The organism is Thermasporomyces composti, from assembly GCF_003386795.1.
Classification (GTDB): Bacteria; Actinomycetota; Actinomycetes; order Propionibacteriales; family Actinopolymorphaceae; genus Thermasporomyces; species Thermasporomyces composti.
Genome location: NZ_QTUC01000001.1, coordinates 4,063,582 through 4,087,369, shown reverse-complemented (window position 1 = coordinate 4,087,369; position 23,788 = coordinate 4,063,582). Strand labels below are relative to the sequence as shown.

Below are 23,788 nucleotides of genomic sequence, written 5' to 3'. Positions count from 1 at the left end.
CCTCGGTCCCACCCTCGAGCGCGGGCGGCCCGCGAGCCTTCAGCGAGTCTCGACCTCGCGCTTCGCCCGCTCCTTTCGCACTCCTCGGTGAGCCTTCACCAGGCTCGCGATCGTCGTGATCGCCAGGACGCCGACGATGAACGTCAGGGAGAGGGCGATGCCGATGTCCGGTACGGCGTGAATGGGCTCCCCGCCGTTGATGAACGGCAGGTTGTTCTCGTGCAACGCGTGCAGGATGAGCTTGATGCCGATGAAGCCGAGGATGGCCGCGAGCCCGAACGACAGATAGACCAGCCGGTCGACCAGCCCACCGATGAGGAAGTAGAGCTGGCGAAGCCCCATCAACGCGAACACGTTGGCCGTGAAGACCAGGTAGGGCTCCTTGGTCAGCCCGTAGATCGCGGGGATCGAGTCGAGGGCGAAGAGCAGGTCGGTGGTGCCGAGCGCGACCATCACCAGGAGCATCGGGGTGACGACCCGGCGGCCGTTCTCGACGACGATGAGCTTGATGCCGTCGTACCGGTCCGTTGCGGGCAGGTGCCGCGTCGCCCACCTGGTGACCCGGTTCTCCTTGTACTCCGACTCGTCGGCAGCGTCACCCCGCACGAACTGGACGGCGGTGTAGAGCAGAATCGCGCCGAAGATGTAGAACACCCAGGAGAAGGCCGATATCGCCGCGGCGCCGAGCGCGATGAAGATGCCGCGCAGCACCAAGGCCAGGATGATGCCGATCAGGAGCGCGGTCTGCTGGTACGCCCGGGGCACCGCGAACCTGGTCATGATCACCAGGAACACGAACAGGTTGTCGACCGACAGGCTGTACTCGGTGATCCAGCCGGCGAAGAACTCTCCGGCGTACCTGCCTCCGGCGAAGAGGTAGATCCCGATGCCGAAGAGGACCGCGAGCGTGACGTAGACGCTCACCCACAGACTGGCCTCGCGCATCGACGGCTCGTGGGGCCTTCGGCCGATGACGAGGATGTCGGCGACGAGGACCACGATCAAGGCCGCGGCCGTCACGAGCCACACCGACAGCGAGACGTTCACGCACGTACCTCCGAAGAAGAGAATGTCCACTTCCCCGGAGGTCTCTTCCGCCCCGGCGTGGGGCCGCGACACCGGGCCGTCCGGGCGTTCGTGCCCGACAGCCGTGATGACGATGCCGTCGCGAGGGAATACTCCCCTCCCAGCCCGAGCATTCTTACCTACCCGGCCGCCCGAGGACACCACCGGGTCTCTTTCCGGCGCCCGTAAGGTGGCCCCATGACCGTCACGCTGCTCGAGCTCGACCTCACCGCTCCGCTGCTCGAGACCCCGCCCCAGGACCCGTTGAGCGCGGCCCTCGCCCGGCGTCGCCCGGTGCTGCACGACGTCGTTGAAGGCTTGCGGATCGCCGCCAGTGACCCCGACGTCGCGGGCCTGGTCGCCCACGTCGGCGGCCACGCCCTCAGCCTCGCGCAGATCCAGGAGCTGCGGGCCGCCGTCCGCCGGTTCGCCGCCACCGGCAAGGTGACTGTCGCCTGGACCGAGACGTTCGGGGAGCTCGGCCCCGGAACACTGCCCTACTACCTCGCAAGCGCGTTCGACGAGATCTGGCTCCAGCCGTCCGGGGACGTCGGCTTGACGGGCGTTGTGGCCGAGGCGGTGTTCCTCAAGGAGGCGCTCGGCAAGCTGGGCGTGCACCCCCAGCTGTCGCGCCGGCACGAGTACAAGAGCGCCGCGGACACGTTCCTCGCCAGCCAGATGACCGACGCCCACCGCGAGGCGGCGTCTCGGCTGGCGGCCTCGGCGATGGAGCACATCGTGACGGGCATCGCGGAGTGTCGTGGTCTCGCCCCGGAGCGGGTTCGCGCGCTCATCGACGAGGCGCCCCTGTCGGCGAGCGACGCCAAGGACGCCGGACTGGTGGACCGGCTCGCCTATCGCGCCGAGGTCTACGAGCACCTGCGTCGGCGCCTCGGTGAGGTGCGGCTGCGGTTCGTCCACCGGTACGTGCGGTCGAAGCTGATGGAACCCCGCCGAGTGCTCACCCGCCTCGCTCACCGCCCCGTCGTCGCCGTCGTCCATGGGGCGGGTTCCATCCACCTGGGCCGCTCCAGCCGCCGCGGGCTCAGCACCTCCATCGGCAGTGACACCCTCGGCGCCACTCTGCGCCGCGCCGCTCGAGACCCACGAGTGCGAGCCGTGGTCCTCCGCGTCGACAGCGGCGGCGGCTCCTACGTCGCCTCCGACGCCATTCGCCACGAGGTTCGGCGGGTCCGCGAGGCCGGTAAGCCGCTCGTGGTGTCCATGGCGAGCGTGGCCGCGTCCGGCGGCTACTTCATCTCCATGGCCGCCGACAGCATCCTCGCGCAGCCCGGCACGCTGACCGGCTCCATCGGCGTCCTCGGCGGCAAGGTCGTGGTGCGTGACCTGCTGGACCGGCTCGGCATCACCCGCGACGGTGTCACGGAGGGCCGGCACGCCTGGATGTTCTCGTCGTACCGGGCGTTCTCCGAGGAGGAGTGGCAGCGTCTGGAGCACTGGCTCGACCAGGTATACGACGACTTCACCGCCAAGGTGGCCGCCGACCGCGGGCTGAGCCGCGAGCAGGTGGAGGAGTCAGCCCGTGGGCGGGTGTGGACCGGTGCGGATGCGCAGGCGCGCGGGCTGGTCGATGAGCTGGGCGGCCTGGAGCGGGCCGTGGAGGTCGCGTGCGCCCGAGCCGGGGTCAGCCGTGAGGAGGTGGACGTTCGCGCCCTCCCCCACCTCAGCCTCGCCGAGCGGGTGCGGGGTCCGGAGTCCACGGACGACCTGGCCGCGTCGGCCGCCGTGGGGCCGACGACCCGCCTCACGTCCCTGCTCGTGACGCCGCCAGGAAGTGCCCAGCGGCCGCTCGACGTGCTGACCGATCTCCTCGGCGTCCCGCGCCTCGGGGTCCTGACCACACCGGTCCTGTGGGACCTTCGTTGATCACGTGGTCGCCACGACGAGGATCCGTCGTCTGCGCTCACGCCGCCATCCGACAGGATGACCCACATGGCCGTCCGATCTGACCTGCGGAACCTCGCGATCGTCGCCCACGTCGACCACGGCAAGACCACGCTGGTCGACGCGCTGCTGTGGCAGTCCGGTGTGTTCCGGGACAATCAGGACGTCGCGGAGCGGGTCATGGACTCCCTGGACCTGGAACGCGAGAAGGGCATCACCATCCTCGCGAAGAACACCGCGGTCCGGTGGGAGACCAAGGACGGGCCCGTCACCCTCAACATCGTGGACACGCCCGGCCACGCGGACTTCGGTGGCGAGGTGGAGCGGGCTCTGGAGATGGTCGACGGGGTCCTGCTCCTCGTCGATGCCGCCGAGGGCCCGCTCCCGCAGACGAGGTTCGTGCTTCGGAAGGCGCTGCGGAAGCGGTTGCCGGTCGTCCTCGTCGTCAACAAGGTCGATCGACCCGACAGCCGCATCGCCGAGGTCGTCAACCAGACCTACGAGCTCTTCCTCGACCTGCTGGACGACGATTCCTCTGATACGTCCGCCCTGGACTTCCCGATCGTCTACGCCTCCGCGCGGGCAGGCCGCGCGAGCCTCACCCAGCCCGCGGACGGCTCTCTCCCTGACAGCCCCGACTTGCGGCCGCTCGTTGAGACGATCCTCACGACGATCCCGCCACCGACCTACGACGAGGGCGCACCGCTGCAAGCACAGGTGACGAACCTCGACGCCTCGCCGTACCTCGGCCGCCTCGCGCTCTGTCGGATCCACCAAGGGGAGCTGACGCGCGGGTCCACGGTTGCCTGGTGCCGGGCGAACGGTGACGTGCGGTTGGTCCGCGTCACCGACCTGCTGATGACCGAGGCACTCGACCGGGTACCAGCCGACAAGGCCGGACCCGGCGACCTCGTGGCGATCGCCGGCATCCCCGACATCACCATCGGTGAGACGCTCGCCGACCCGGAGAACCCCAAGCCGCTCCCAGTGATCCGGGTCGACGAGCCGTCGATCTCGGTGACCATCGGGATCAACACCTCTCCCCTGGCGGGTCAGAGCGGCGACAAGCTCACCGCCCGTCTCCTGAAGAACCGCCTGGACGCCGAGACGCTCGGCAACGTGTCGATCCGAGTCCGTCCCACGGATCGACCCGACACCTGGGAAGTGCAAGGGCGAGGCGAGCTGCAGCTGGCGGTCCTGGTGGAGATGATGCGGCGAGAAGGCTTCGAGCTCACCGTCGGCAAGCCGCAGGTCGTCACACGCATCATCGACGGCACGCTCCACGAGCCCGTGGAACGAGTCACCGTCGACGTCCCCGAGGAGTACGTCGGTGTCGTCACTCAGATGCTCGGCCCGCGGCGTGGCCGGATGGAGCAGATGGTCAACCACGGCACCGGATGGGTCCGGCTCGACTATCTCGTGCCTGCGCGTGGGCTGATCGGCTTCCGGACCGACTTCCTGACCGAGACCCGAGGCACCGGCCTGCTCCACCACGTGTTCGAGGGCTACCAGCCATGGGCCGGCGACCTTCGCACTCGAGCCCGCGGCTCCCTCGTCGCCGACCGACGCGGCACCGTGACCGCGTACGCCTGCTTCAACCTCCAAGAGCGCGGCACCTTGTTCGTCGGTCCCGGCACGGAGGTCTACGAGGGCATGATCATCGGGGAGAACGCTCGCGCCGAGGACATGGACGTCAATCCCTGCCGGGAGCGGAAACTGACCAACATCCGTTCCTCCACCGCGGAAGAGCTGGAGCGGCTCGCGCCGCCCCGGCACATGTCACTGGAGCAGGCGCTGGAGTTCTGTCGCGAGGACGAGTGCGTGGAGGTGACGCCGGACGCGATCCGGCTCCGCAAGACGATCCTGTCCCGGTCGGAGCGGGAGAAGCGCCGAGCCAGGCGTCGGTAGCTCGCGACCGCGCGCCTGGGACTCACGACATCGACGCGACAAGGCGCACGATCTCATTGGAGGTCACGAGGCCGACCGGCCGACCCACCTCGTCGACCACCGCGACCGCGTCCACGCGGTACCGCGCCATCAGGCGGGCGACGTCGACGACCGAGCAGTCCGTCTCGACCATGGGCGTCACGTGACTCAGCACGTGCCGGACCTGGCGCGCGGTGAGCCGCTCGGCGTCAAGGGGCCAGTCCGCCAGGATGTCCCGGTCGGCGACGACCCCCGCGCACGTGCCGTCGGCGTGGAGCACGAGCATGTGACGGCATCGAGAGACCAGGAAGAGCTCGATGGCCGACGCGAGCGGAGCGTCCGCGCGCACCGTCGGCGCCGCGGTGGACATCAGCCGCGCGACCGGCGTCGACGCCTGAGACCGCGGGACCTGCTCCCCACGGAGCTGCCACGGCACCACGGAACGAGCCGGACCGACCGTCGTCACCGGACGGTCGCGATCGACCTCGGCAGCGCTCACCGGGCCGCCTTGGTGGCCGTGTCCGTTGGCAGTGCCCACCAGACCGCCCTGGTAGACGGGCTCGTTGGCGGCGCTCACCGCGCCGCCACCTTCGACAGCGGAGTCCGCATCGTCTTCCTCCTCTGTCACCTTCACGGCGAGCCCGGGACGGGCAGCTCGGTCGCTGCCTTCTCCGGGACGACGAGCACGGGACAGCGGGCGTGCCGCACGAGCCCGTGACTCACCGACCTGTGGAGGAGCCCGGCCAGGACGCCATATCCGCGGGTGCCGACCACGACGGCGGCGGCCTGGTCCGACAGACCGGCGAGCACGTCGGCCGGCCGGCCCGACATGATCCGCTCCTCGATCGGGAGCGTCGGGTGGCACCGCCGCCAGCCGGCGAGCGCCTCCTCGATCCACCGCACGCCGCTGGCGGCTGCCCTCGCCCGGGCCGGGCCCGCTCTGGCGACGTGGACTGCCACCACCGTGCCGTGCCGGCGGGCCGCGAGATCGACCCCGAGCCGCATCGCCGCGCAGCTCGACGGGGATCCGTCGACCCCGACGACCACCCGTGGGTGGGACCGATCCGGTGCGATGCCGCACACGATCGCCACGGGCGAGTACGCGTGGGCGATCAGACCGAGGGCCACCGATCCGACCATGGAGACCGGGCCCGTGCGGCTCGAGCCGACGACGACGCAGGACGCGTCCCGACTCTCCTCCACAAGCATCGGAAGCGGGAACCGGACGAGCGCGCGGGCATCGACGTCGACACCAGGCGCGGCCTCCCACGCGGCTCGCCGCGCCTCCTCCAGCAGCCGCTCGGTGTGGGCGTGCAGGCCGCCGCTCGGCCCCATCCGGAAACCTCGCGGCAGATGCAGCAAGGGCCACACGTACGCGTGGACGAGCCGCAGCGGCGCGCGCCGCTCGCGAGCCTCACGGGCGGCCCACGCCACCGCGGCACGTGCGCTGTCCGATCCGTCGATCCCGACGACGAACGCTCGCGCGGTGGAGGAAGCCACTAGTCACCGCCCATTCCCGGTGCCGTGTCGTCAAGCAGGAACTCCTCCACGGCCCGTCGCGGTGTTCTCGGCCCTGGCGGGCCGTACCCGAGACGAAGGATCAGTTGCGGGTGACCGTGTCGCTCCGCGTCCTGGCGGACGGCCTCGCGCAGCTCGGCGTGCTCCAGTGGCTGGGTGAGCGGAGACGCCGCCAAGCCGCGGCTTGTAGCGAGTAAGAGCACGCGTTGCATGGCCTGGCCAGCGGCCAGCCACGCGGGCGGGTCGTCGTCCGGCGTCCATACGACGACGAGCTGGGGGTGGCGCTCGAAGGCGGCGGTCGCGCGCAACCGGTCACTCGGTTCGACGGCGAGATCCCGCACGGGTCCGACTCCCTCCGCCGGTCGTGGCCCGAGCGCGTCTGACGGTATGCCGTCCCGCTCGCGATCCCCACCCACCCACTGCATTCGCTCGACGAGCCGGCGCGGATCGTCCGCCTCGGCGATCTCGGCGTCGACGGCGAGCCCGAGGAGGCGTCGTACTCGAGCGGGCTCGGTGACCCACTCCACGACAGCGCCCTCCCGTGCCGCCGCCTCCGCGAGCTCGGACCGCACATCAGAGGGAATCTCCCGCTCGTCGAACGGCTGTCGACTGGTCCGTCGCCGCGGCAGGTACGGATACAAGCCCGCCGGGTCTGGGAGCTCGCGGCCGACCTCGCCTACCCGAACCTCGGCCACGAGCAGGGGCCGGGCGGGATCGGGAAGGACGCTTGTGCGTGTAGCCCTCCCGAGCGACGCGGCGGCGACTCGGATGTTGAAGACGACCGCTCCGACGCTGATGCAGAGCATCCGTCCCTCGGGATCCTCAGCCCCGAGCTGACGCAGCGGGTCCCGATGCACCTCGATCGTGTCGTCGCGGAAGGCGAACTTCCACGGCTGCGTGTTGTGCATCGATGGCGCCAGGACGGCGGCCTCGAGGAGAATCTCGCGCTCCATGGCCTCGAGCTCGTGGTCGAGCACGCGCCACCTCCCCTGGGCACCCGGCGCACCACGCACGCATGTCTCGGCTGCGTTGCTTTCAGGTTGACCGCGACACGACCTTCGGTGGAGCGCCAACGGTCCCACCAGCGGCGGCGGAGGTCCCGTTCAGAGCCGATGGCCGACGTACTCCACCAGGTCGGCCAAGCGGTTCGCAAACGCCCATTCGTTGTCGAACCACGCGAACATCCGCACCAAGTCGCCGCTGCTGCGCGTCAGCGACATGTCGAACAGGCAGGAGACCGGCTCTGCCAGCACGTCACGCGACACGATCGGATCGGTGGTCACCTGAACGATCCCCGACAGGCCTCCCTCGGCTGCGCGCCGGATCACCACGTTGACCTCCCCAGCGCTCGCCGGGCGTTCCAGCATCACCGTGAGCTCCGCTAGCGAGCCGTCCTCGACCGGCACGTGGAGCATCACCACGTCCAGCCGCCCCTCGAGGTCGGGCAGCACCGCCCCGAGCGAGCGGGCGGCGCTCGTCCTGATGGGGATGATGTTGACCGCGCCTGACCGAGCGCGATGCACGTCGTCGTGCGGGCTGTCCAGCAACGTCTGGTCGCTGGTGTATCCGTGCACGACCGACACGAAGCCCTTCATGACACCGAACGCGTCGTGCAGCACCTTCAGGATCGGCGCCACGCAGTTGATGGTCGCCGACGAGGCGGAGATGACGTCGTGGCGCATCGCCTCGTAGTGACCCTCGTTGACGCCGAGGACCACGGTGAGGTCGGCGTCCTCCAACGGCGCCGCGACGATCACTTTCCGGGCGCCCGCCTTGAGGTGCCCCGCCGCCCACTCCCGACTCTCGACGTGTGCCGTCGCGTCGATCACCACGTCGACGCCCAAGGCGCCCCATGGCAGCTCGCCGGGCTCGGGGATAGCGGAGACGCTGACCGGCGTGCGGTCGAGGTAGATGGCGCTCTCATCGTGGTGGACCGGGATCGGCAGCCGCCCATACGTCGAGTCGTAGGTCAGCAGGTGCGCGAGGACGTTGACCGGGGCCTGCTCGTTGAGGGCGACCACGTCCAGGTCACGCTCCAGCGCGCAGCGGAGGAAACTCCGCCCGATTCGGCCGAATCCGTTGAGGGCCACGCGTACCGGCATCAACCTTCCCCTCCCCGAGGGCCCTCCTCAGCGTGCGCCGGTCGCCGACAGCGAGCAGCGGGCGGACGTCCCAGCGCTGTATGACCGAAGCCTCTGCGGGTGACGGCGGTGCGCCTCCACTCTGAGAGCGTGCGACCGACCCTCCACCTCGACCGCCTCGAAGCCGTCATGGTCGACGTCGACGATGTAGTTGCCGATGCCGAGCAGCTCCACGCGATCGCCTGGCAGAACACCTTCGAGGAGTTCCTGCGGAGAAGGACCGGCAGTGGCGAGCGGGTGCCCGACTTCGAGGTACCCGCCGACTACCTTCGTTACGCGCGGGGACGCCCCTCCGAGGAGACGGTGCGGGACTTCCTCACCGCACGAGGCGTGAAGATCAGCACGAGGCCCGCCGACCCATCGGTGGACGCCGGTCCATCGGAGGACACAGTGGCGTCCTTGGCGGCGCGGAAGGACCTGTGGTTCACCCGAGAGCTGCGGGCCCGCGGCGCACGGCCGTTCCCCGCGGCGGTCGAGCTGCTCCACGAGCTACGAGCACGCGGTCTTCGCACGGCCGCGGTGTCGTGGGATCGGAACGCACGACAGCTTCTCGCGAGCGCACACGTCGCCGACCTGTTCGACGTGACGTTCGACGGCGCCGACGTGGCAGCGCTGGGACTACCGCCCGCCCCCGACCCCGGCGTCCTGGTGGAGGTAGCGCACCGGCTGGGCGTCTCGCCCCGCCGGACCGCGGTTGTGACCAGCCGACTCGCCGAGGTCACTGCCGCGTGGCACGGCTGCTTCGAGCCCATCGTCGCGGTGGACCGGCGTGGATGCCGCGGGGAGCTGTACGAGGCCGGTGCACACGTCGTCGTCGACGACCTCGCCGACCTCGTTCTCGTCGGACGGCGCCACGAACGGTCGCTGGTCCGTCGTTAGTCCTCGCCGATGGCCCGGATCTCGCCATCGAACGCCCGGATCGTCGCCGGAGGGAGCGTGTGATGACCGACACCCCTGACCTCGACCGGACCCTTGACCTCGACCGCATCGGAGCGGTCATCTTCGAGATCGACGGTGTCGTCGCCAACACCGCCCCTGTGCACGCGGCGGCCTGGAAGCACAGCCTCGACATGTTCCTGCGCGGGCGCTGCCGAGCGCGAGGCGTCCAGGCCGCACCCTTCGACGTCCAGATGGACTACCTCCGCTACCTCGACGGCCGGACGGTCTCCGACGGTGTCCGCGAGTTCCTCGCCTCGCGTGGTGTCGACGACGAGAGCGTCGACCTTCTCGACGACATCACGAGACGGCAGGTCACCCTCTTCCTTCGCGAGATCGGACGATACGGCGTGGCGCCCTTCCGCGCGTGCGTCGCATTGGTCCGCGAGCTGCGAGACCGCCATGCCGCGACAGCGGCGGTGTCCACCGCCCCGATCGGCACCCGCGTGTTGACCGCGGCCCAGGTCGCGTCGCTGTTCGATGTGCGGGTCGACCGCAGCCACCTCGACGGTCAGCCGACGACCGTGCGGAGCGGAGGGACCGGACAGCGGGAGGAACGCGACCTCCGCCAGGAACTCGAGGAGGCGGTGCTCGCGGAGTCGGTCCGGCGTCTGCGCCTGCCACCAACCCAGACCGCGGTCGTGCAGCGCTCGTTGACCGGCGTGAGGGCCGCCCGCCGGCTCGGCTTCGGGCTGGTCGTCGGTGTGGACAGCGGACCGACGGTGGAGGTCTCGACCGGCCCGGGTGAGAGGACCTCACGTGACAGGCCCTCGACTGACAGGGCCTCGAATGAGCGGGAACTGCGTCGGGCCGGTGCCCATCTCGTGGTCCGTGACCTGGCGCAGCTCGACGTCGCGGGACGGCGACGTCCTCTCGTCAAGCCGGTGTGACGTACCCGCGCGAGCCGCGTCCGACGTACCAGTAGTAGCCGTCGTGGTCTCGACGGACGAGGTCACCGGTGCGGTACCAACCAGCGGCGAACGACGCGTCGTACGACTCGTAGTCGTCGAGGTACCCGATGAAGAGGGACGGCAGGTCCGTCCGAACGACGAGCTCCCCCACCTGGTCCGGGTCGATCACGACGTCGTCAGGCGAGACGAGCTCGTCGGCGTCGTCGGTCATCAAGCCGACGGTGACGCCGGGCACGGGTCGGCCCATCGAGCCCGGTCGGACGTCCATACTGGCGAAGTTGCTGATCGCGATGACGCCGGTCTCGGTCTGCCACCACATGTCGTGCACGACACGGCCCAGCGCTTCTTGTCCCCACGTCACCAGCGCGGGCGGTAGCTGCCCGCCAAGGCTCGCGACGAACCGCAGGGACGACACGTCATACGCCCGCGCCGCGCCCATGCCGGCACGTTCCGCGCGGGCGAGCACCGATGGCGTCGTGCACAAGACGCTCACCCGCCGTTCCTGCACCACCTCGTACAGACGCCGCGGATCACCGGCGACGTCTTCGAGGACGACCGTCGCACCGTGGGTGAGGGGGGCGATGACCGAGTACGGCAGGCCTCCGACCTCGGCGGGATGCGACGTGCACCAGTACACGTCGTCGGCTGTGACGTCGAGTGCGTAGGCGGCCGTCGCGTGGTAGGCGACCACCGCCTCGTGCGAGTGGACAGCGCCCTTCGCCACACCGGTCGTACCGCTGGTGAAGTGCACCAGCGCCGCCGAGTCGGGATCGGTCGGTGGAATGTCGAAGTCCTCGTCCATCCGGGGGAGCGACGTCCGCAGATCGTGCGTCTCGACGCTGTCGCCCGCGCCGGTGACATGGTCCGTGCTCGCTCCGGTGACGAGCACGTGATCCAGGTACGGCGGCGACATGTGGGCGACCACGTGGTGGTACAGCTCGGGCGTGGTCACCAGGACCCGCGCGCGAGCGAGCGCCAACCGTCGACGAATCTCGATCGGGTCCAGACAGGGGTGCAGTGCCACGCACACGCTCGCGTTCTTGAGGGCCCCGATCGTGGCGACGACGACGTCGACGGTGTGGCCGGCAAGGGAGGCCACCACCTCACCAGGAGCGACCCCGAGCGACTGCAGGAGGTTGGCGAACTGGTTCGTCACCCTTCGCGCGTCCGCATAGGTCAGCTCGCGCGGCCGACCCGTGGCGTCCCGGTACGCCACGGCTACCCGTTGCGCGCCATCCCCCTCGGCGTGGCGGTCCACCGCCTCGTAGGCGATGTTGCGACCACCGTTCGGCGCGCCCGCCAGCCAGCGTCGAGCGGTCTCCCAGCTGAAGTCGCGGCTCGCCCGCGCGTAGTCGCCGAGTCGGTGTGCGGACCGGCCGTCGTCCGGCGGTACGACCTGACGGGTGGGTACGAGTTCCAATGCCATCGTCACCTCCGGCGGCGAGCCGTCGGTCAGCACGTGAGCCTTGGGCCGAGACGCCGCCACCATCGTCGACCGAGGGGCCGCTGTGGGAGGGGGCGTCGGCCGGGACGGGTCGAAAGTCCCACCCTGCTTGCCGCAGCACGACAGCGCGAGGCGGCGTTTACCGCGACCGTCCTGTCCACCGGGGCGCGACCTGCTCCCATTCCGAGCGCCACGACGCCAGCCGCCGCCGATCCAACAGCCACCGCAGGAAGATGTAGACGACTACGACACCCAGTTCGATAGCGAGCCAGGTGGTGAGGCCCGTGGCGACAGCTCGGTCGGACACTTGGGAAGCCGTCAACGGAGGCTGGGTCGCCCTGCCGGAGCTGTCGATCCACGTACGAACCGTCGCGCCCGCCGGTGTCCCAGGGCGTACGGGCACCTGACCTTCTCGCATCGTCCCGTCCGGGCCACGCCAGGTGGCTCGGGCGAGCGCGGTGAGGTCGGTCGGAGTATCCGGGAGCGATGTGACCGTGCTCGGCGCGGCCTCGAGGAGCCGGGCCTTCTCCCAGCGACCTGTAGCGATCTGCGCCCGCGTCGTCCGCATCCCCTCCTCGTGCGTCCGCTGTCCGACGGCGACGGCCACGGGGACGGCGAGGATCGCCGCGAGGATCGTGAGCAGCAGGAGAAGTCCTTCCAGCCGATCCGTGGTGCGATACAGCGGGTTCCGGCTCCACGCGAGGCGACGGGCTACCCGCGTCATCCCTCGCCGCCACCACCGTCGACGCATCCGAACCTCCTCGGCGAGCCTCGGACTCTCCCAGGCGAGCCCTCGCGCCCGGAAAACTCAGGCGAAGCTCGGAGCAACCCCGGCGACAGCTTGACGCGGAACGGCCCAGCACCGCAGGGGTCGTTGGTCCGGTGTGCCCGTGCCGTCCGACCTGACGTGACGCGCGACCCTCGCCCACCCGCGCGACCTGCCGCCGTGCCGGGAAGACCCCACACTGGCGGGGAGTCGATGAGCGGAGGGGGACGGGCATGCCAGGTGGAACCTCGACACCTGTGATCGCCGTCGGGGTCGACGGATCGGAGAACGCGCGACGCGCCCTCGACTGGGCGGTGGAGGAGGCCTCTCGGCGCGGCGCATCGGTGCGGATGATCCACGCAGCTGCCGTCGGTGCCCGTCAGCGACGCAGCCCAGAGGCCGCCATGCTCGCGATGTACCACGAGGGTCGCGTGATCTTCGACGATGCGCGCGCCCACGTATCCGCAACGCCGCCGCGTCTCGGTACGGCGCTCGTCGCGGGAGCGCCGAGTCGGGTCCTGGTCGACCACGCCAGGCGCGCGCGGATGCTCGTCGTGGGGCGGAGCGGCGGGCGGATCACGTCGTACGTCCTCGGCTCCACCGCACTCCACGTGGCGGTGCACTCCGACGTTCCGGTCGTCGTGGTGCCGCCGGACTGGAGCGGAGACCGGCCGACCGACGCTCCTGTCGTCGCCGGCATCGACATCGAAGCGGACTACCACGACCGGGCGCTGGAGTTCGCCTTCGAGGCAGCCCGGGAAAGGTCCGCGCCGATCCTCGCGGTCTACGCCGCGTCACCGCACTTTTGGAGACCGACCGAACCGGGAGCACGACCCGCCCGGGACCCCGGCCGCAGGTCTGGGGCGGAGGCCGAGGAGGCGCTGTGGAGCGCCCTCGCCCCGTGGCGAGACAAGTACCCGACGACGCCGACGAAGGCCGTCGTCGAGGAGTCCGACCCGGTCCCCGCCCTCAGTCGACACGCCCGCGGCGCCGCGCTCGTGGTCCTCGGCCGGCCGCACCCGCCGCGGCGCTCCGTTCCCGGCACGGTGACCAGGGCACTCCTCCACCGAGCGAGCTGCCCGGTCGCGGTGGTCCCGGACCCCTCCCCGCTCGCGTCAGCTCTCGCGGCGAACGAGCCGATGCCGTAGTCGGGCGCCCACGATGGGACGACCGTCCTCGCCGGGACGTCCGGGCCCGCTGAGGAACTCCACGCGGCCCCCCAAGCTCACCACGCGGGCGACCATCTCATCGATGACGTCCTCCAGCCGGCGAGCACGCTGCCCGCAGGTCGGGCACACCGGCTGGTCCACGAGGATGTCACCGGTGGAGTCGCAGACCCATCCGGGGATCTCCTCGTCGCCGATGACGATGAGGAGATCCACCAGCGCCTGGGTGACCATCTCCGCACACCGCTGCAGGTCGGTCACCGCCAGCCCGCTGGCCGCCCAGTCGGACAAGTCCGCGCGCAGGCGCGCCTCGTACCGTGCCCGTCGCTCGGCGAGGGCGCGACCGCTGAGCAGGCGCAGGTCCCCCGCGGTCATGGTGTGCGGATCGACGACGAACGTGCCCGCGACACGCTCGCGAAGCGGGTGCGGCAGCAGGTCGATGAACTCGACGATGTTGACCTCGTTGCCGCCGACGACGAACTCCCGGTCGTTGTCCTTGAGCAGCGAGTCCAACGTGGCGGCGGTCGAGCGGTAGTGCTTGCGGGCCAGCTCCCAGGCTCGGTTTCGAACGCGGTACTCCTCGAAACCGGCCCACCCCCCGTAGGAGGAGTCCCGGACTCCTTCGTCGACCAACCGGCTCAACCGCTCGATCGCGTGTCCCTCCACCCGGTACAGCCAGGCCTGGCGTCGGTCGACGACGACCACGAAGTAGGGCTTGACGTGCGCGAGCGCTGACAGCAGCAGGCGGACGTAGGGACGCCGACCCAGCACCACACGGTCGGGCAGTGGCGTCGCGACGGCCACCTCCTCGTGGAAGCCGAGGGCGGCCGAGTTGTAGATCGCGACGCCGTGTCCCAACCAGTCCCGAGCGTGCTCGGTCACCGCGCTCCGGATCGCCTCCACCTCGGCCGCCAGCGCCATACGGGCGCGGTGGTCGGCCGGGGCGTCCAAGGCTCCCAGCATGCTGTCGAGTCGCACCGACATCTCTCGCAGCCCCGGGACCTCGGCGGGCACGCTGAGGTGAACCGACAGCAAGACGTTGTCCGGGTCGTTGTACTGCAGCAGGCGTATGACCTGCTTGGCGTCGATCATCGTCGCTCCCAGGTCTCTCGCGGGGGTGGCGGTGGAGGTCCTGCGGTTAGGACCCGGGGTACTTCGCCAGGATCTGCTTCAACCGTTCGATGAACGCCAGCGATTCGTCGTAGCTGCGCTGCCAGACATTGCGCCCGAAGATCAAACCGAGAGCGCCAGCGTCCATCGCCTGGCGCGCCTTCTCCAGCATCGCCTCGTCACCAGCGCGTTCGCCCCCAGACACCAGCACGTAGGTGCGGTTCGCCGAGCGGACGACCGCGTCGATGGCCTGCTGTGGTGTGAAGTCAGCGGCGTACTCCTTGCGAACGCCTGACTTGAGCTCGGGTCGCGGAAAGTTCACCTTGACGATGTCGGCGCCCAGCTCGGCCGCGGTGCGAGCGGCGTAGTCAACGGCGTAGAAGGAGTCCTTACCGCCCTTGGCGTCGACGTCAGCGCCACGGGGATACGCCCACACGATCAGCGGCATGCCAGCCCGGTGGGCGTCCTCGCGGATCTTGTGGAACTCCCGGAAGTCCACGTCCTGCTTGGGCGATCCGACGTAGAGCGTGTAACCCACCGCGTCCGCGCCGAGCCGAACCGCGTCGTCGACGCTGGCAACCAGGGGCGACACGGGCTCCGCGTCGGAGGGGATGTCGGTCTTCCCGTTCAGCTTCAGTATCAGCGGAACCTCACCCGCGTAGTCCCAGTAGAACTTCTCCGCCAGACCGATCTGGATCGCGATGCCGTTGAAACCGCCCTTGACAGCGAGCTTGACGATGTACGCCGGATCGGCCGCGGCCGGGTTCGGGAAGAAGTCGCGGGGACCGTGCTCGAGACCTTGGTCGTATGGCAGGAAGATCGCGGTTCCGTTGCCGACGCCGTGCCGGAAGAGCATCCGGTGCAGGCGAGCCTTCTTGCCGGTGTTGAGTCCGAGTTCCCGCAGCTGAGGACGTGTCATCGAGAAGCCTCCGGTAGGAGTTCGTGCGTGTGCGCCTGCCGCGCGCGTTCGGCGGCCACGGCACGCCCATGCACCTCCCAGGCTTCGAGTCCGAGCTGGGACCCGACAGGGCCGAAGGTCCGCGCTTGGCCCCAAGGTCGGCGGGACGTTCGTCTGTCAGCGCGCGCGGCCTGTCGTCGCTGGCGAAGGCTCGCCATCACTGGGTGGTCGATAGGGTTCGGTCCAGTCCGCCCGCGCCCTCCTCCTGGTGGCGAGGAGCAGCAGGCCGACTCCGAGCGAGAGAACGATGACGCCGACCGACGCGACCGCGACGGCAACGGGCAGGACAAGAGGCGACTTCACTCCGACAGCGACGTCCGCGGAGACCCCGGGACGTCCATCGGCGTTCATCACGACTACGGTCCACTGGCCGGGCTGCACCTGCCAGGTCAGTTGTTGGGTCCCGCGACCGGCCTCGGAGCGGATCCAGATCCCCACGCGGGTCGGCGACTCGGGCTGGTGCCCTCCCAACACCTGGTCATAGCGCGCCTCGAACGGCAGCAGACGGACATCGGTGATCCGGTCGTGTGTGACACCGCGAAGGTACCGGTCGACGTCGGGTCGCGGCGCGATCCCGACGAACACCGGGCCGTCGTCGGTTCGTGCGACGTCGATCCTCACCGCGGTCAGGTCTTGTCCGGGCAGCCACACCAACTCGCCTGGCTTGGCATGCAGGTCGACCGAGGTCGAGGTGACGGCATAACCCGCGGAGCTGAACTGGTTCACCCCACCGAACAGGAAGCCGTCGGCGTCCCGCTGCGTGCCATAGCTCCACAGGAGTACGGACCCAACCACGACGGCGCCGAACCCGCTCAGAGCCACGACGGCCGCGAGGAAGACGAGCACGGTTCTGCCCAGGCGCATCGCGGTCACCACTCCCCCGTCCAGTGGCCGACAACCCCGACGAACTACGCGCTTATTGCACTCTCGCCGCGTCGGAGCGGGCAGTGCCGGAGGACCCGTCCCTGCCGGCGAGCAGAGGACTGCGGAGGGACCTTCGGCGCGCCTAAGAAAGCCCGGACGAGGGAACGACGCCTCGAGTCGTGGCGATCAGCTCGACAGCGTTCTACTGGTCCAGGCGTGCGGGCTGATGTGTCATGCTCTCGATGTCCCGGGCGGCGACGTGCAGCAGCCGGTGGGCCAGCTCCGAGAGCGCCCGGGCGGTCGCCAACTCGTCACCGATCTCTGGCACGTTGACATCGCTGGGGTTCCGCCGCGCCAGACCGACACCTGAGAACTGCGTCTTGTCTTCCTTGACCAGCTTGGCTTCCGCGCGAGTCTTGTTCTCGAACTCGTCGATGAAGATGTCGACGTTCCAACGTTTGGTGCTCGACATAGTGACCGCCTCGTCGCACATCCACCTGGGCCGAGCAGACCGTCCCGCTCCAGCGGTCGACCGGACAGGCCACGGTCTGACAGCTCGTGGCTTTGACAGCGTGAAATGTGACAGGGGAAGCCCGCCCCGACCATCGCGGTCAACGAATCTCTCCGCCTTCCACGAGATCCGCGAAGGGCTTCCCCTGTCGTTACCCACTCCATCGTCGGCGCCCTCGGTCGGACAGGGCCGTTGGGCCAGATCAGGTGAGTCCTTCGCCCTCCCCCTGACGAAGCGGTTGCGACCCCGGTCAAGGGCCCGGGCACCGGCAGTGTGGCCGTGGGAACCGAAAGTGCTGCCCGTGAAGGCACGGCAAGAGAGAAGGGCGGGTGCGGCGCCTCCCGGCGCCGCACCCGCCGCACCGACCGCCCCCCAGTAGTCGGTGCTCTCTCCCCCTGTCAGCTCCCTTGCTGCTGACTCGGTTGCTGCTGGGCGGTGCCGCTGCCCTCGATGCTTTGCTGCTCGGTGCGCTGGACCGGGATGGCGCGCGGCTGGCTTTGGGTCTGGGTGACCGGCACTGTCACCTCGAGAATTCCGGCGTCATACCGGGCGGTGATCTTCGACTCGTCCACCCCGTCCTTCGGCAACGCGATCCGTCGCTCAAACTCTCCGTACTGGAACTCGGTCATCCCGTGCTCACGGTGTTCTTGCTTCCGCTCAGCATGGATTGTCAAGATCCCGTTATCCACCTCGACGGAGATGTCCTCCGGTCTCATTCCCGGAAGCTCCGCTCGGACAACGTAGGTGCCGTCGTCGACGTACTCTTCGACCCGGAAACTACGGACGCCGGAGACGGTCGGCAAGGTCGCCCAGGTGAAGAGCTCAGGCAGCGTCTCCACCCAATCGAACAGATCCGGCAGAGCGCGACGCATCGGGCGTCGAGTCGTCACCATCCGTGCCACCACCTTCCTCGCTTTCCATGCCAGTTCAGCACAGATCGCGAGGATGACCTTAGGGTCGAGCGGCCCATGGTGGGGTGACCTTTTGCCATGCCATTTGGGCCGCAGCGACCACCAGCTGCCCGTAGCAGACCCCATCGTCACTACTGGGTACGCGCTCGTTACCGTAGACCAGGAAACCCGCCGACCGCAGCGCGTTGGCGACGGACGTCGCCAGGGCATGGCTGGCGGCGAACAGATCGCCGGACAGGCACACGACATCGGAATGGACCGCTCGAGCGGCTTCCACACACAGCGCGACGGTGACGCTGGCCATGGTCGCGTGGAATCCCGCCGCCAGCACACTCACCGACGCACCGTCACGGAGACCGGCGAGCAGCGCTGAGAAGGTGGGGGTGGGATCGTAGACCCAGACACCATCGTGGTTGACGAGGCGCCAGGGTAGTTCCTCTCCACGCTGGCCTCGCGTAGCCCCCTCGAGGATCAGCGCGGCTTCCCCGTTGAACGATGTGTCGTCCCGCAGTCCGAGGAGACTCGCGACCGCGTCGACCAGCACGGCCGAGCTCGACGTCATTGGGATGTTGACACCGGAGCCGATCATCCGTCGAACGGTCGCGACCTCCCATGCGGGTAGCCGACGCACGTAGGACTCCACGAGCGCGGGTGACATGGAGGCACGACCCAACCGCTCGCCCGCGAGCAGGTACCCGAGCGCGACACGAGCGGGCCGCCGCAGCGCCACCGCCCCGCCCGGCAATGGTGTCGTCGCGAATCGTCCGACCCGCCGATAGGTCCGAAGATCACCGACGAGGATCTCGCCACCCCAGAGCGTTCCATCCTCGCCCATGCGTGGGTAGTCATAGGCGACACCCACGAAGGCTTCGTCGATCTCGTGCTCGGCCGCGCACGAGGCCACATGCGCGTGGTGATGCTGGACTGCGATCCGACACGCCTTCGGCCACCGGGCCGCGAGCCGGGTGCTGGGGTCCTGCGGGTCGAGGTCGTGCGCCACGACCGCGGGCGGGGTGCGACGCAGAGCACCGTCGAGCCATTCGTCCAAGGCCGCTCCCGGGTTCGCGGAGTGCTCGAGGCTTGGCTCGCTCACGTGCGCCGAGTGCCCCTCGGCGATGGCGAACGTGTGACCACCCCCCAACGCCAAGATCGGTTGACGCGCCGGGATGGGCAGGCGCACAGGAGTGGACGCCTCGCCCCGACCGCGCCGCACGAACGCGGACCGCCCGTCGACCAGCCAGACGACGGACGGTGGAGAGGAAGAGCGGGGTGTTTCTGGCGCATCGACGAGGAGCGTGCCCAGTGGCACGCCACTCACGTGCGGGGAACTCGCCCCGTCGGCCGTCACCACCAGCGGTCGGTCCACCATGGCGAGCAGCAGGCGCTGGAGTCTTGTGGACGGCAGACGCAGGCCCACTCGCTCGCCCACCGGGTTCACTCCGGCGGCCAGCGGCGGCCGTGGACGTCCGGCGGTCACCAGGACGATGGGACTTCCGCGCGAGGTGAGCAACCGTTCCTCGTCGGCGGTCAGCACGGCGAGACGACGCGCCACCTCACGATCGGACACCATGACAGGGAGCGGCCTGGCCCAGTCACGCGCCCGACCACGGAGCGCGGCGACCGCACGTGGCCGCGTGGCGTCGCAGACCAGAGCGCGACCGTCCGCGTCGTGCACCGCGATCACCGCGCCCGCGTCGACCACCGCGACCGCGGCGGCGATCGCCTGGTGACCGCGCGCCACGTGACCTCCCCCAGGAGGTGGGTGCCACACGATGGCCTCCGCCGACTCCAGCTGAGACTGGCCGGTTGGCTCCACACAGAAGCCAGTGCCCGGAGCAGGCCCAGGCAGATGGGGAGCCTCGCCGTCCGTCACGATCGCGTGCGGCGGAACCTGGCCGACCAACCTGCGCCGAAAGGCGGCCAAGGCTTGGGGAGACCCGGCCACGTCGATCCGCACGACGCCACCGATGGTCCGTAGCGTGCCATCCAGGCCAAGCTCGGTCGCCACACGCCGCACGAAGGGTCGAAACCCGACACCGCGCACGTCGCCGTGGACCTCCCAGCGTTGTGTCTGACGGACGGCAGAGTCACCAGCAACAGGCGCGGTCCACGAGGCCGACGACGCCGGCCGGACGGTCGAGCTACTCATCGGCGCGCTGCCAACGGTCGTGCGTGCATGGCGGGCTCGGCGTCGCGGACGAGCATGACCGGGCACGCCGCAGAGCCGAGGACGTCCCGACCGACAGACCCCACCCGGCCGAGTCTCCTACCCCATCCGGGCCGGGGACCCAGGACGAGCAAGCCGGCCGTCAGTGACTCCTTGACGAGCAGCTCGCTCGGTTCTCCGACGAGGACGTCGACGTCGACTCGCACCGACGGATGAGCACGCCGGTAAGGCTCGACAGCGGCCCACACCGGCTCGTCATACCTCCCGTCCTCGTGACGCTCCGGGACGCAGCGCACCAGGCGAATCGGCATGTCGTGCGCCGACGCCTGCTGGAACGCCGCGTCCAGAGCGCTCACGGCGGGTCCTCGCTCGGCGACACCCACGCAGATGGCGGCGTCCCGAGCGACGTACGGCTGTCGGGCCGGGACCGCCACCACCGGTCCCGAAGGGCTCGGGAGCCGTCCGGGGGTGACCGCGCCGAGCACCGCAGCCGCGACCCGCCCTCCGCGATGCCGTCCGACAACGACGAGTGCGGCCTCGGTGGCGAGGTCACCCAGGACCGCGACCGGTGTGCCGCGGCGTGCGACCAAAGCGACCGGGAGGTCCGGGTAGTGGTGAGCCACTCGAGCGGCGGTCCGTTCCAGACTGCGAGCCGCCCGATGGGCGGCGATCCCTTGATCGCCCTCGACCGCTTGCTCGTCGCCGTCACTGAGGAACGCATGCGCGAGCCACAACGGGACACCTCGCGCGGCCGCCTCTCGAGCAGCCCAGTCGACTGGAAACGTCAGCTCTCCGGAACACACCTCGTCACCTCGGACGCCCACCACGATCGGCGTCCGGGCCCCGTTGTCGCTCATGCAGAGGACCTTCCCGTCGTCCCTGTCACCTGCACCGGTACTCGCGCGGTCTCCGCGCCCGACGCACGCGCATACCCCAGCTCGACCACCACTTGCGGGCAGTCCGGCGAGGCGGCAAAGCGCAACGGCCCACCGCTGGACAGCACTTCCACCGGTGCGTTGATCACGGACGCGACGACACCGTGCATCGCCGCGACGAGCAGAACGCGTTCCATCGCCATGCCGGCCCGGATCCTGTCCTTCTCCGAGTCGCCCGGCGTGGACAGGACAGCCAACGTTCGCCGACCGACCTGGTACGACGTGGCTAGACCGTCGCTCCAGGAACCCGTCCTCGCGCCCTCGCCGTCCCGAGGCCGCCCAGCCGTCGCCTCACCACCTTGGACGCGGCGGAGCTCTGTGAGGATCCGTCCGATTTCGTCGGCTTCGGCGGTGCTGAGCACGTCGAGGAGCGCGCCCTCGACACCTGCCTCACCCTCCAGGCGTGTGATGAGCGAGAAGGGCAGAGGTCCGCTTCGGTGCCGTCGATCGTCGATCCTCGGCAACGCGATGGCGTGGTACTGGGCGAGGTCCTCCACCCCGGCCGCGCGACGTGTGCCGACACGCACGACCGCACACAGGGCAGGGGTGGCTGGCTCCGGTTGGACATGGACCCATGCCTCACGGCCGATGACGCGGAGAGCGAGGCAGGCGTCGTACGTCGCGGTGCCGCAGGCGAGGGCCACCAAGCGGGCAGGCTCGGCACGCGGGTCTCCGTCCGCCCACACTTCGACGCGGCCGGCAGCGAAGGCGACGCGCCAGGGCGTACCGAGGATGGCGGGAGCGTGGGACGCCACTTCGGTGACGAACCGTTGCTCCTCAGCGGTCAAGGTGTGGGGGCGAGGCATGGATCCACGCTCTCCACCCGGCGTGGATCCCCCACAGAGTCCTCGGGTCTGTGCGGTCAGGGCCAAGAGCCTCGCGAGCAACGCCGAACGCGAGCCCTCGGCCCCGATCCACACAGTCCTCTCGGCGGCCGCGCCAGCAGCTGGATGGGACCGATGTCAGGTCAGACTCTCGTACACCGGCGACCGACCCGCGGTGTGGGCGACCGCTCTGATCGCGTCATCCAGCTGCTCAGCGGATCGAGGATCGAGCTCCGCCTCGAGCAGCGGCAAGACGACCTCGTCCTGGATGCGGAAGTGCATGCGCGCCACAGCGTGCAGGCCATACAGGACCGAGCGCACTTTGGACCAGGCACCACCCTCACCCAGAGGCAAGCCACGGCGTGCCTCGTCCAGCTCATTCGTCAACCGCCTGATCTCCAGCTGCTCCGCGCGCAGGACGTCGACAGGCGTGGCGGCGTCGGCGGCGACGGCGAGCGCGGGATACAGGATCTCTTCCTCCACCGCCGCGTACGGCAGCAGCTCGTGATTGAGGAAGCCGACCGCGTTGGTGAGGCGGTCCCAGAGCTCGAGGGTCGTTCCCTCCTCCATCTGGTCAGCTGTCTCGCGCAGCGCTTCGACAGCCTCACCGAACTCCTCGTGCCTACGGCGCACACCAGCCAGTTCGACCATGGGGGCTCCTCCACAGGAACGGGGGACGTCGACTATGCATCTCAGGATGCGGGCGATCGACGGCAGTCGTCGGCTGGGCGATAGTCCCGCCACGCCGGCGGGAGGTCCACTCTTATCCGCGAAAGGTCCCGGAACGGGCCTGTCAGAAGGTCGTCGACCCTTCGGGCGCTGTTGCCGTGGCGAGACCCGGACATGTCGCGGCGTGGACCACCGCGACCGGCGAGGTCGCGTGGTGGAGGACTCCTTGGCTCACCGAGCCCAGCACCGGTCCGCTTCCTCGTCGCCCATGCGCCCCGACCACGAGCAGGTTCGCTCGGAGGGACTCTTCGATCAGCCCGTCCACGGGATGGCGTTCCAGGACATAGCGTTCGACGGGGACCTCGGGGTACTTGTCCTGCCAGGCTGCCATCGCCTCCGCCATCGCCTCGGCGGCTCGGAGACGATGCTGCCGCGCCTGGCGCTCGGACCTGGCTCGGCGCAGCGAGCTCACCGCGTACGGCCGCCAGCACAGCACGGCCCGCAGGGGCAGCTGGTGGCGGCTGGCGTGGTCGAAGGCGAACGCGAGAACGGCATCGGTGACAGGACTGCCGTCAACGCCGACCACGACGTGTCCCTCCGGGTAGCCTGCGATGCCACGGACGATCACGACCGGACAGCGCGCCCGCGCTGCCACCACCGAGCTGACCGAGCCGAGAGCGGCTCCAGCGAGCCGGCCTCCTCCGCGGGCCCCGAGGACAAGCAGGTCGGTTCGCTCGGACTCAGCCAGGAGCTGGTCGGCGCGATCACCGTCGGCCAGCACAGCGTCGAGAGGCAACCCCTTGGAACGGGCACGGGCCTCGACGACGGCTTCGGCGAGGATGCGGTCGGCGGCTTCGGCGATCGCGGCGGCGTCGTAGTCGTGCGGCTGGTACCACCCATCCACCACGGGGGCCTCAGCGACGTGGACCAGCCGCAGCAGGCCGCCCCTGTCCCATCCTTCAGCGATGGCCCAACGCAGCGCGGTCCAGCTCTCCGGCCGCCCATCCACCGCGACGGTGACCGACGCTCGCTTCCCACCACCCATAGGTCCCCCAGTCGCG

General features: G+C 69.8%; 22 protein-coding genes and 1 pseudogene. 5 read left to right on the top strand and 18 right to left on the bottom strand.

Annotated features, from left to right (window positions below; genetic code table 11):
• Positions 1-39: 39 nt before the first annotated feature.
• Entirely contained in the window at positions 40-1,047 is a 1,008-nt protein-coding gene (locus DFJ64_RS17785) for a TerC family protein (RefSeq protein ID WP_115852213.1), read from the bottom strand.
• A 216-nt stretch (positions 1,048-1,263) separates the two neighbouring features.
• On the opposite strand from DFJ64_RS17785, the gene sppA reads away from it, so the two are divergent.
• Both sppA and typA read left to right on the top strand, forming a co-directional pair.
• Positions 1,264-2,952, top strand: a complete 1,689-nt coding sequence (gene sppA / locus DFJ64_RS17780) for a signal peptide peptidase SppA (RefSeq protein WP_115851464.1) — start codon at positions 1,264-1,266, stop codon at positions 2,950-2,952.
• Positions 2,953-3,018: 66 nt separating this feature from the next.
• Entirely contained in the window at positions 3,019-4,878 is a 1,860-nt protein-coding gene (typA, locus tag DFJ64_RS17775; RefSeq protein ID WP_115852212.1) for a translational GTPase TypA, read from the top strand.
• A 22-nt stretch (positions 4,879-4,900) separates the two neighbouring features.
• Here typA and DFJ64_RS17770 read toward each other — a convergent pair whose 3' ends face one another.
• The 4 genes from DFJ64_RS17770 to DFJ64_RS17755 form a co-directional block, all read right to left on the bottom strand.
• Positions 4,901-5,473 carry a CBS domain-containing protein gene (locus tag DFJ64_RS17770; protein ID WP_147304751.1) on the bottom strand — a complete coding sequence of 191 codons (573 nt, stop codon included), beginning with the start codon at positions 5,471-5,473 and terminating at the stop codon, positions 4,901-4,903.
• Positions 5,474-5,526: 53 nt separating this feature from the next.
• Positions 5,527-6,396, bottom strand: coding sequence for a universal stress protein (locus DFJ64_RS17765; protein ID WP_115851462.1), 870 nt, complete (start codon positions 6,394-6,396; stop codon positions 5,527-5,529).
• The gene (locus tag DFJ64_RS17760; protein ID WP_115851461.1) at positions 6,396-7,391 is read right to left on the bottom strand and encodes an Acg family FMN-binding oxidoreductase; all 996 of its coding nucleotides are present in this window, start codon (positions 7,389-7,391) and stop codon (positions 6,396-6,398) included. Before DFJ64_RS17760 ends, DFJ64_RS17765 begins: the two co-directional genes overlap by 1 nt.
• A 126-nt stretch (positions 7,392-7,517) precedes the next feature.
• A complete protein-coding gene (locus tag DFJ64_RS17755) occupies positions 7,518-8,516 on the bottom strand; it encodes a type I glyceraldehyde-3-phosphate dehydrogenase (protein WP_115851460.1) in 999 nt (332 codons plus the stop codon).
• Between the two features lie 129 nt (positions 8,517-8,645).
• Between DFJ64_RS17755 and DFJ64_RS17750 the strand changes: the two genes are divergently transcribed.
• Entirely contained in the window at positions 8,646-9,434 is a 789-nt protein-coding gene (locus DFJ64_RS17750; protein WP_245941206.1) for an HAD family hydrolase, read from the top strand.
• 62 nt (positions 9,435-9,496) lie between these two features.
• Positions 9,497-10,381 (top strand): HAD family hydrolase, encoded by an 885-nt coding sequence (locus DFJ64_RS17745; RefSeq protein ID WP_115851459.1) that lies wholly within the window; start codon positions 9,497-9,499, stop codon positions 10,379-10,381.
• On the opposite strand, the gene DFJ64_RS17740 is transcribed toward DFJ64_RS17745, so the two are convergent.
• Entirely contained in the window at positions 10,368-11,828 is a 1,461-nt protein-coding gene (locus DFJ64_RS17740) for an AMP-binding protein (RefSeq protein ID WP_170152661.1), read from the bottom strand. The two genes, DFJ64_RS17745 and DFJ64_RS17740, sit on opposite strands and share 14 nt — an antisense overlap.
• A 157-nt stretch (positions 11,829-11,985) precedes the next feature.
• Positions 11,986-12,597 (bottom strand): Rv1733c family protein, encoded by a 612-nt coding sequence (locus DFJ64_RS17735; protein ID WP_147304750.1) that lies wholly within the window; start codon positions 12,595-12,597, stop codon positions 11,986-11,988.
• A gap of 248 nt (positions 12,598-12,845) precedes the next feature.
• Between DFJ64_RS17735 and DFJ64_RS17730 the strand changes: the two genes are divergently transcribed.
• Positions 12,846-13,760 (top strand): universal stress protein, encoded by a 915-nt coding sequence (locus tag DFJ64_RS17730; protein ID WP_115851456.1) that lies wholly within the window; start codon positions 12,846-12,848, stop codon positions 13,758-13,760.
• On the opposite strand, the gene DFJ64_RS17725 is transcribed toward DFJ64_RS17730, so the two are convergent.
• The 11 genes and pseudogenes from DFJ64_RS17725 to DFJ64_RS17680 all read right to left on the bottom strand — a co-directional run bounded on the left by DFJ64_RS17725 (position 13,728) and on the right by DFJ64_RS17680 (position 23,772).
• The gene (locus DFJ64_RS17725; RefSeq protein WP_115851455.1) at positions 13,728-14,870 is read right to left on the bottom strand and encodes a baeRF10 domain-containing protein; all 1,143 of its coding nucleotides are present in this window, start codon (positions 14,868-14,870) and stop codon (positions 13,728-13,730) included. The genes DFJ64_RS17730 and DFJ64_RS17725 overlap by 33 nt on opposite strands.
• Before the next feature lie 46 nt (positions 14,871-14,916).
• Positions 14,917-15,807 (bottom strand): class I fructose-bisphosphate aldolase, encoded by an 891-nt coding sequence (locus DFJ64_RS17720; protein ID WP_115851454.1) that lies wholly within the window; start codon positions 15,805-15,807, stop codon positions 14,917-14,919.
• Positions 15,808-15,963: 156 nt separating this feature from the next.
• Positions 15,964-16,710 carry a hypothetical protein gene (locus DFJ64_RS17715; RefSeq protein WP_147304749.1) on the bottom strand — a complete coding sequence of 249 codons (747 nt, stop codon included), beginning with the start codon at positions 16,708-16,710 and terminating at the stop codon, positions 15,964-15,966.
• A 202-nt stretch (positions 16,711-16,912) separates the two neighbouring features.
• Positions 16,913-17,182 carry a DUF1876 domain-containing protein gene (locus DFJ64_RS17710; RefSeq protein ID WP_115851452.1) on the bottom strand — a complete coding sequence of 90 codons (270 nt, stop codon included), beginning with the start codon at positions 17,180-17,182 and terminating at the stop codon, positions 16,913-16,915.
• A gap of 437 nt (positions 17,183-17,619) precedes the next feature.
• Positions 17,620-18,093: an Hsp20/alpha crystallin family protein gene (locus DFJ64_RS17705; RefSeq protein ID WP_170152660.1), complete on the bottom strand. Its 474-nt coding sequence runs from the start codon at positions 18,091-18,093 to the stop codon at positions 17,620-17,622.
• 79 nt (positions 18,094-18,172) lie between these two features.
• On the bottom strand, positions 18,173-19,873 hold the full coding sequence (locus DFJ64_RS17700; RefSeq protein ID WP_425452218.1) for a Kae1-like domain-containing protein: 1,701 nt from the start codon (positions 19,871-19,873) through the stop codon (positions 18,173-18,175).
• Between the two features lie 126 nt (positions 19,874-19,999).
• Positions 20,000-20,281 (bottom strand): annotated as a pseudogene (locus tag DFJ64_RS20265) (acylphosphatase); the annotation flags it as partial.
• Entirely contained in the window at positions 20,278-21,156 is an 879-nt protein-coding gene (locus DFJ64_RS17695) for a universal stress protein (RefSeq protein ID WP_115851449.1), read from the bottom strand. The pseudogene DFJ64_RS20265 and the gene DFJ64_RS17695, both read right to left, overlap by 4 nt.
• Positions 21,153-22,040: a nitroreductase family protein gene (locus DFJ64_RS17690; RefSeq protein WP_115851448.1), complete on the bottom strand. Its 888-nt coding sequence runs from the start codon at positions 22,038-22,040 to the stop codon at positions 21,153-21,155. The genes DFJ64_RS17695 and DFJ64_RS17690 overlap by 4 nt, the downstream gene beginning before the upstream one ends.
• A gap of 156 nt (positions 22,041-22,196) precedes the next feature.
• On the bottom strand, positions 22,197-22,709 hold the full coding sequence (locus tag DFJ64_RS17685; protein ID WP_115851447.1) for a hemerythrin domain-containing protein: 513 nt from the start codon (positions 22,707-22,709) through the stop codon (positions 22,197-22,199).
• Between the two features lie 142 nt (positions 22,710-22,851).
• Positions 22,852-23,772 (bottom strand): universal stress protein, encoded by a 921-nt coding sequence (locus DFJ64_RS17680; protein WP_115851446.1) that lies wholly within the window; start codon positions 23,770-23,772, stop codon positions 22,852-22,854.
• Positions 23,773-23,788 lie beyond the last annotated feature (16 nt).

Bases quoted from the DNA above. Each gene is read 5' to 3' on its own strand.
- DFJ64_RS17705 (WP_170152660.1), bottom strand. From the start codon at position 18,093: ATGCGTCGCGCTCTGCCGGATCTGTTCGATTGGGTGGAGACGCTGCCT.
- DFJ64_RS17690 (WP_115851448.1), bottom strand. From the start codon at position 22,040: ATGCCTCGCCCCCACACCTTGACCGCTGAGGAGCAACGGTTCGTCACC.
- DFJ64_RS17730 (WP_115851456.1), top strand. From the start codon at position 12,846: ATGCCAGGTGGAACCTCGACACCTGTGATCGCCGTCGGGGTCGACGGA.
- DFJ64_RS17745 (WP_115851459.1), top strand. From the start codon at position 9,497: ATGACCGACACCCCTGACCTCGACCGGACCCTTGACCTCGACCGCATC.
- DFJ64_RS17695 (WP_115851449.1), bottom strand. From the start codon at position 21,156: ATGAGCGACAACGGGGCCCGGACGCCGATCGTGGTGGGCGTCCGAGGT.
- DFJ64_RS17685 (WP_115851447.1), bottom strand. From the start codon at position 22,709: ATGGTCGAACTGGCTGGTGTGCGCCGTAGGCACGAGGAGTTCGGTGAG.
- DFJ64_RS17755 (WP_115851460.1), bottom strand. From the start codon at position 8,516: ATGCCGGTACGCGTGGCCCTCAACGGATTCGGCCGAATCGGGCGGAGT.
- DFJ64_RS17710 (WP_115851452.1), bottom strand. From the start codon at position 17,182: ATGTCGAGCACCAAACGTTGGAACGTCGACATCTTCATCGACGAGTTC.
- DFJ64_RS17680 (WP_115851446.1), bottom strand. From the start codon at position 23,772: ATGGGTGGTGGGAAGCGAGCGTCGGTCACCGTCGCGGTGGATGGGCGG.
- DFJ64_RS17740 (WP_170152661.1), bottom strand. From the start codon at position 11,828: ATGGCATTGGAACTCGTACCCACCCGTCAGGTCGTACCGCCGGACGAC.
- DFJ64_RS17735 (WP_147304750.1), bottom strand. From the start codon at position 12,597: ATGCGTCGACGGTGGTGGCGGCGAGGGATGACGCGGGTAGCCCGTCGC.
- DFJ64_RS17720 (WP_115851454.1), bottom strand. From the start codon at position 15,807: ATGACACGTCCTCAGCTGCGGGAACTCGGACTCAACACCGGCAAGAAG.
- DFJ64_RS17715 (WP_147304749.1), bottom strand. From the start codon at position 16,710: ATGCGCCTGGGCAGAACCGTGCTCGTCTTCCTCGCGGCCGTCGTGGCT.
- DFJ64_RS17725 (WP_115851455.1), bottom strand. From the start codon at position 14,870: ATGATCGACGCCAAGCAGGTCATACGCCTGCTGCAGTACAACGACCCG.
- sppA (WP_115851464.1), top strand. From the start codon at position 1,264: ATGACCGTCACGCTGCTCGAGCTCGACCTCACCGCTCCGCTGCTCGAG.
- typA (WP_115852212.1), top strand. From the start codon at position 3,019: ATGGCCGTCCGATCTGACCTGCGGAACCTCGCGATCGTCGCCCACGTC.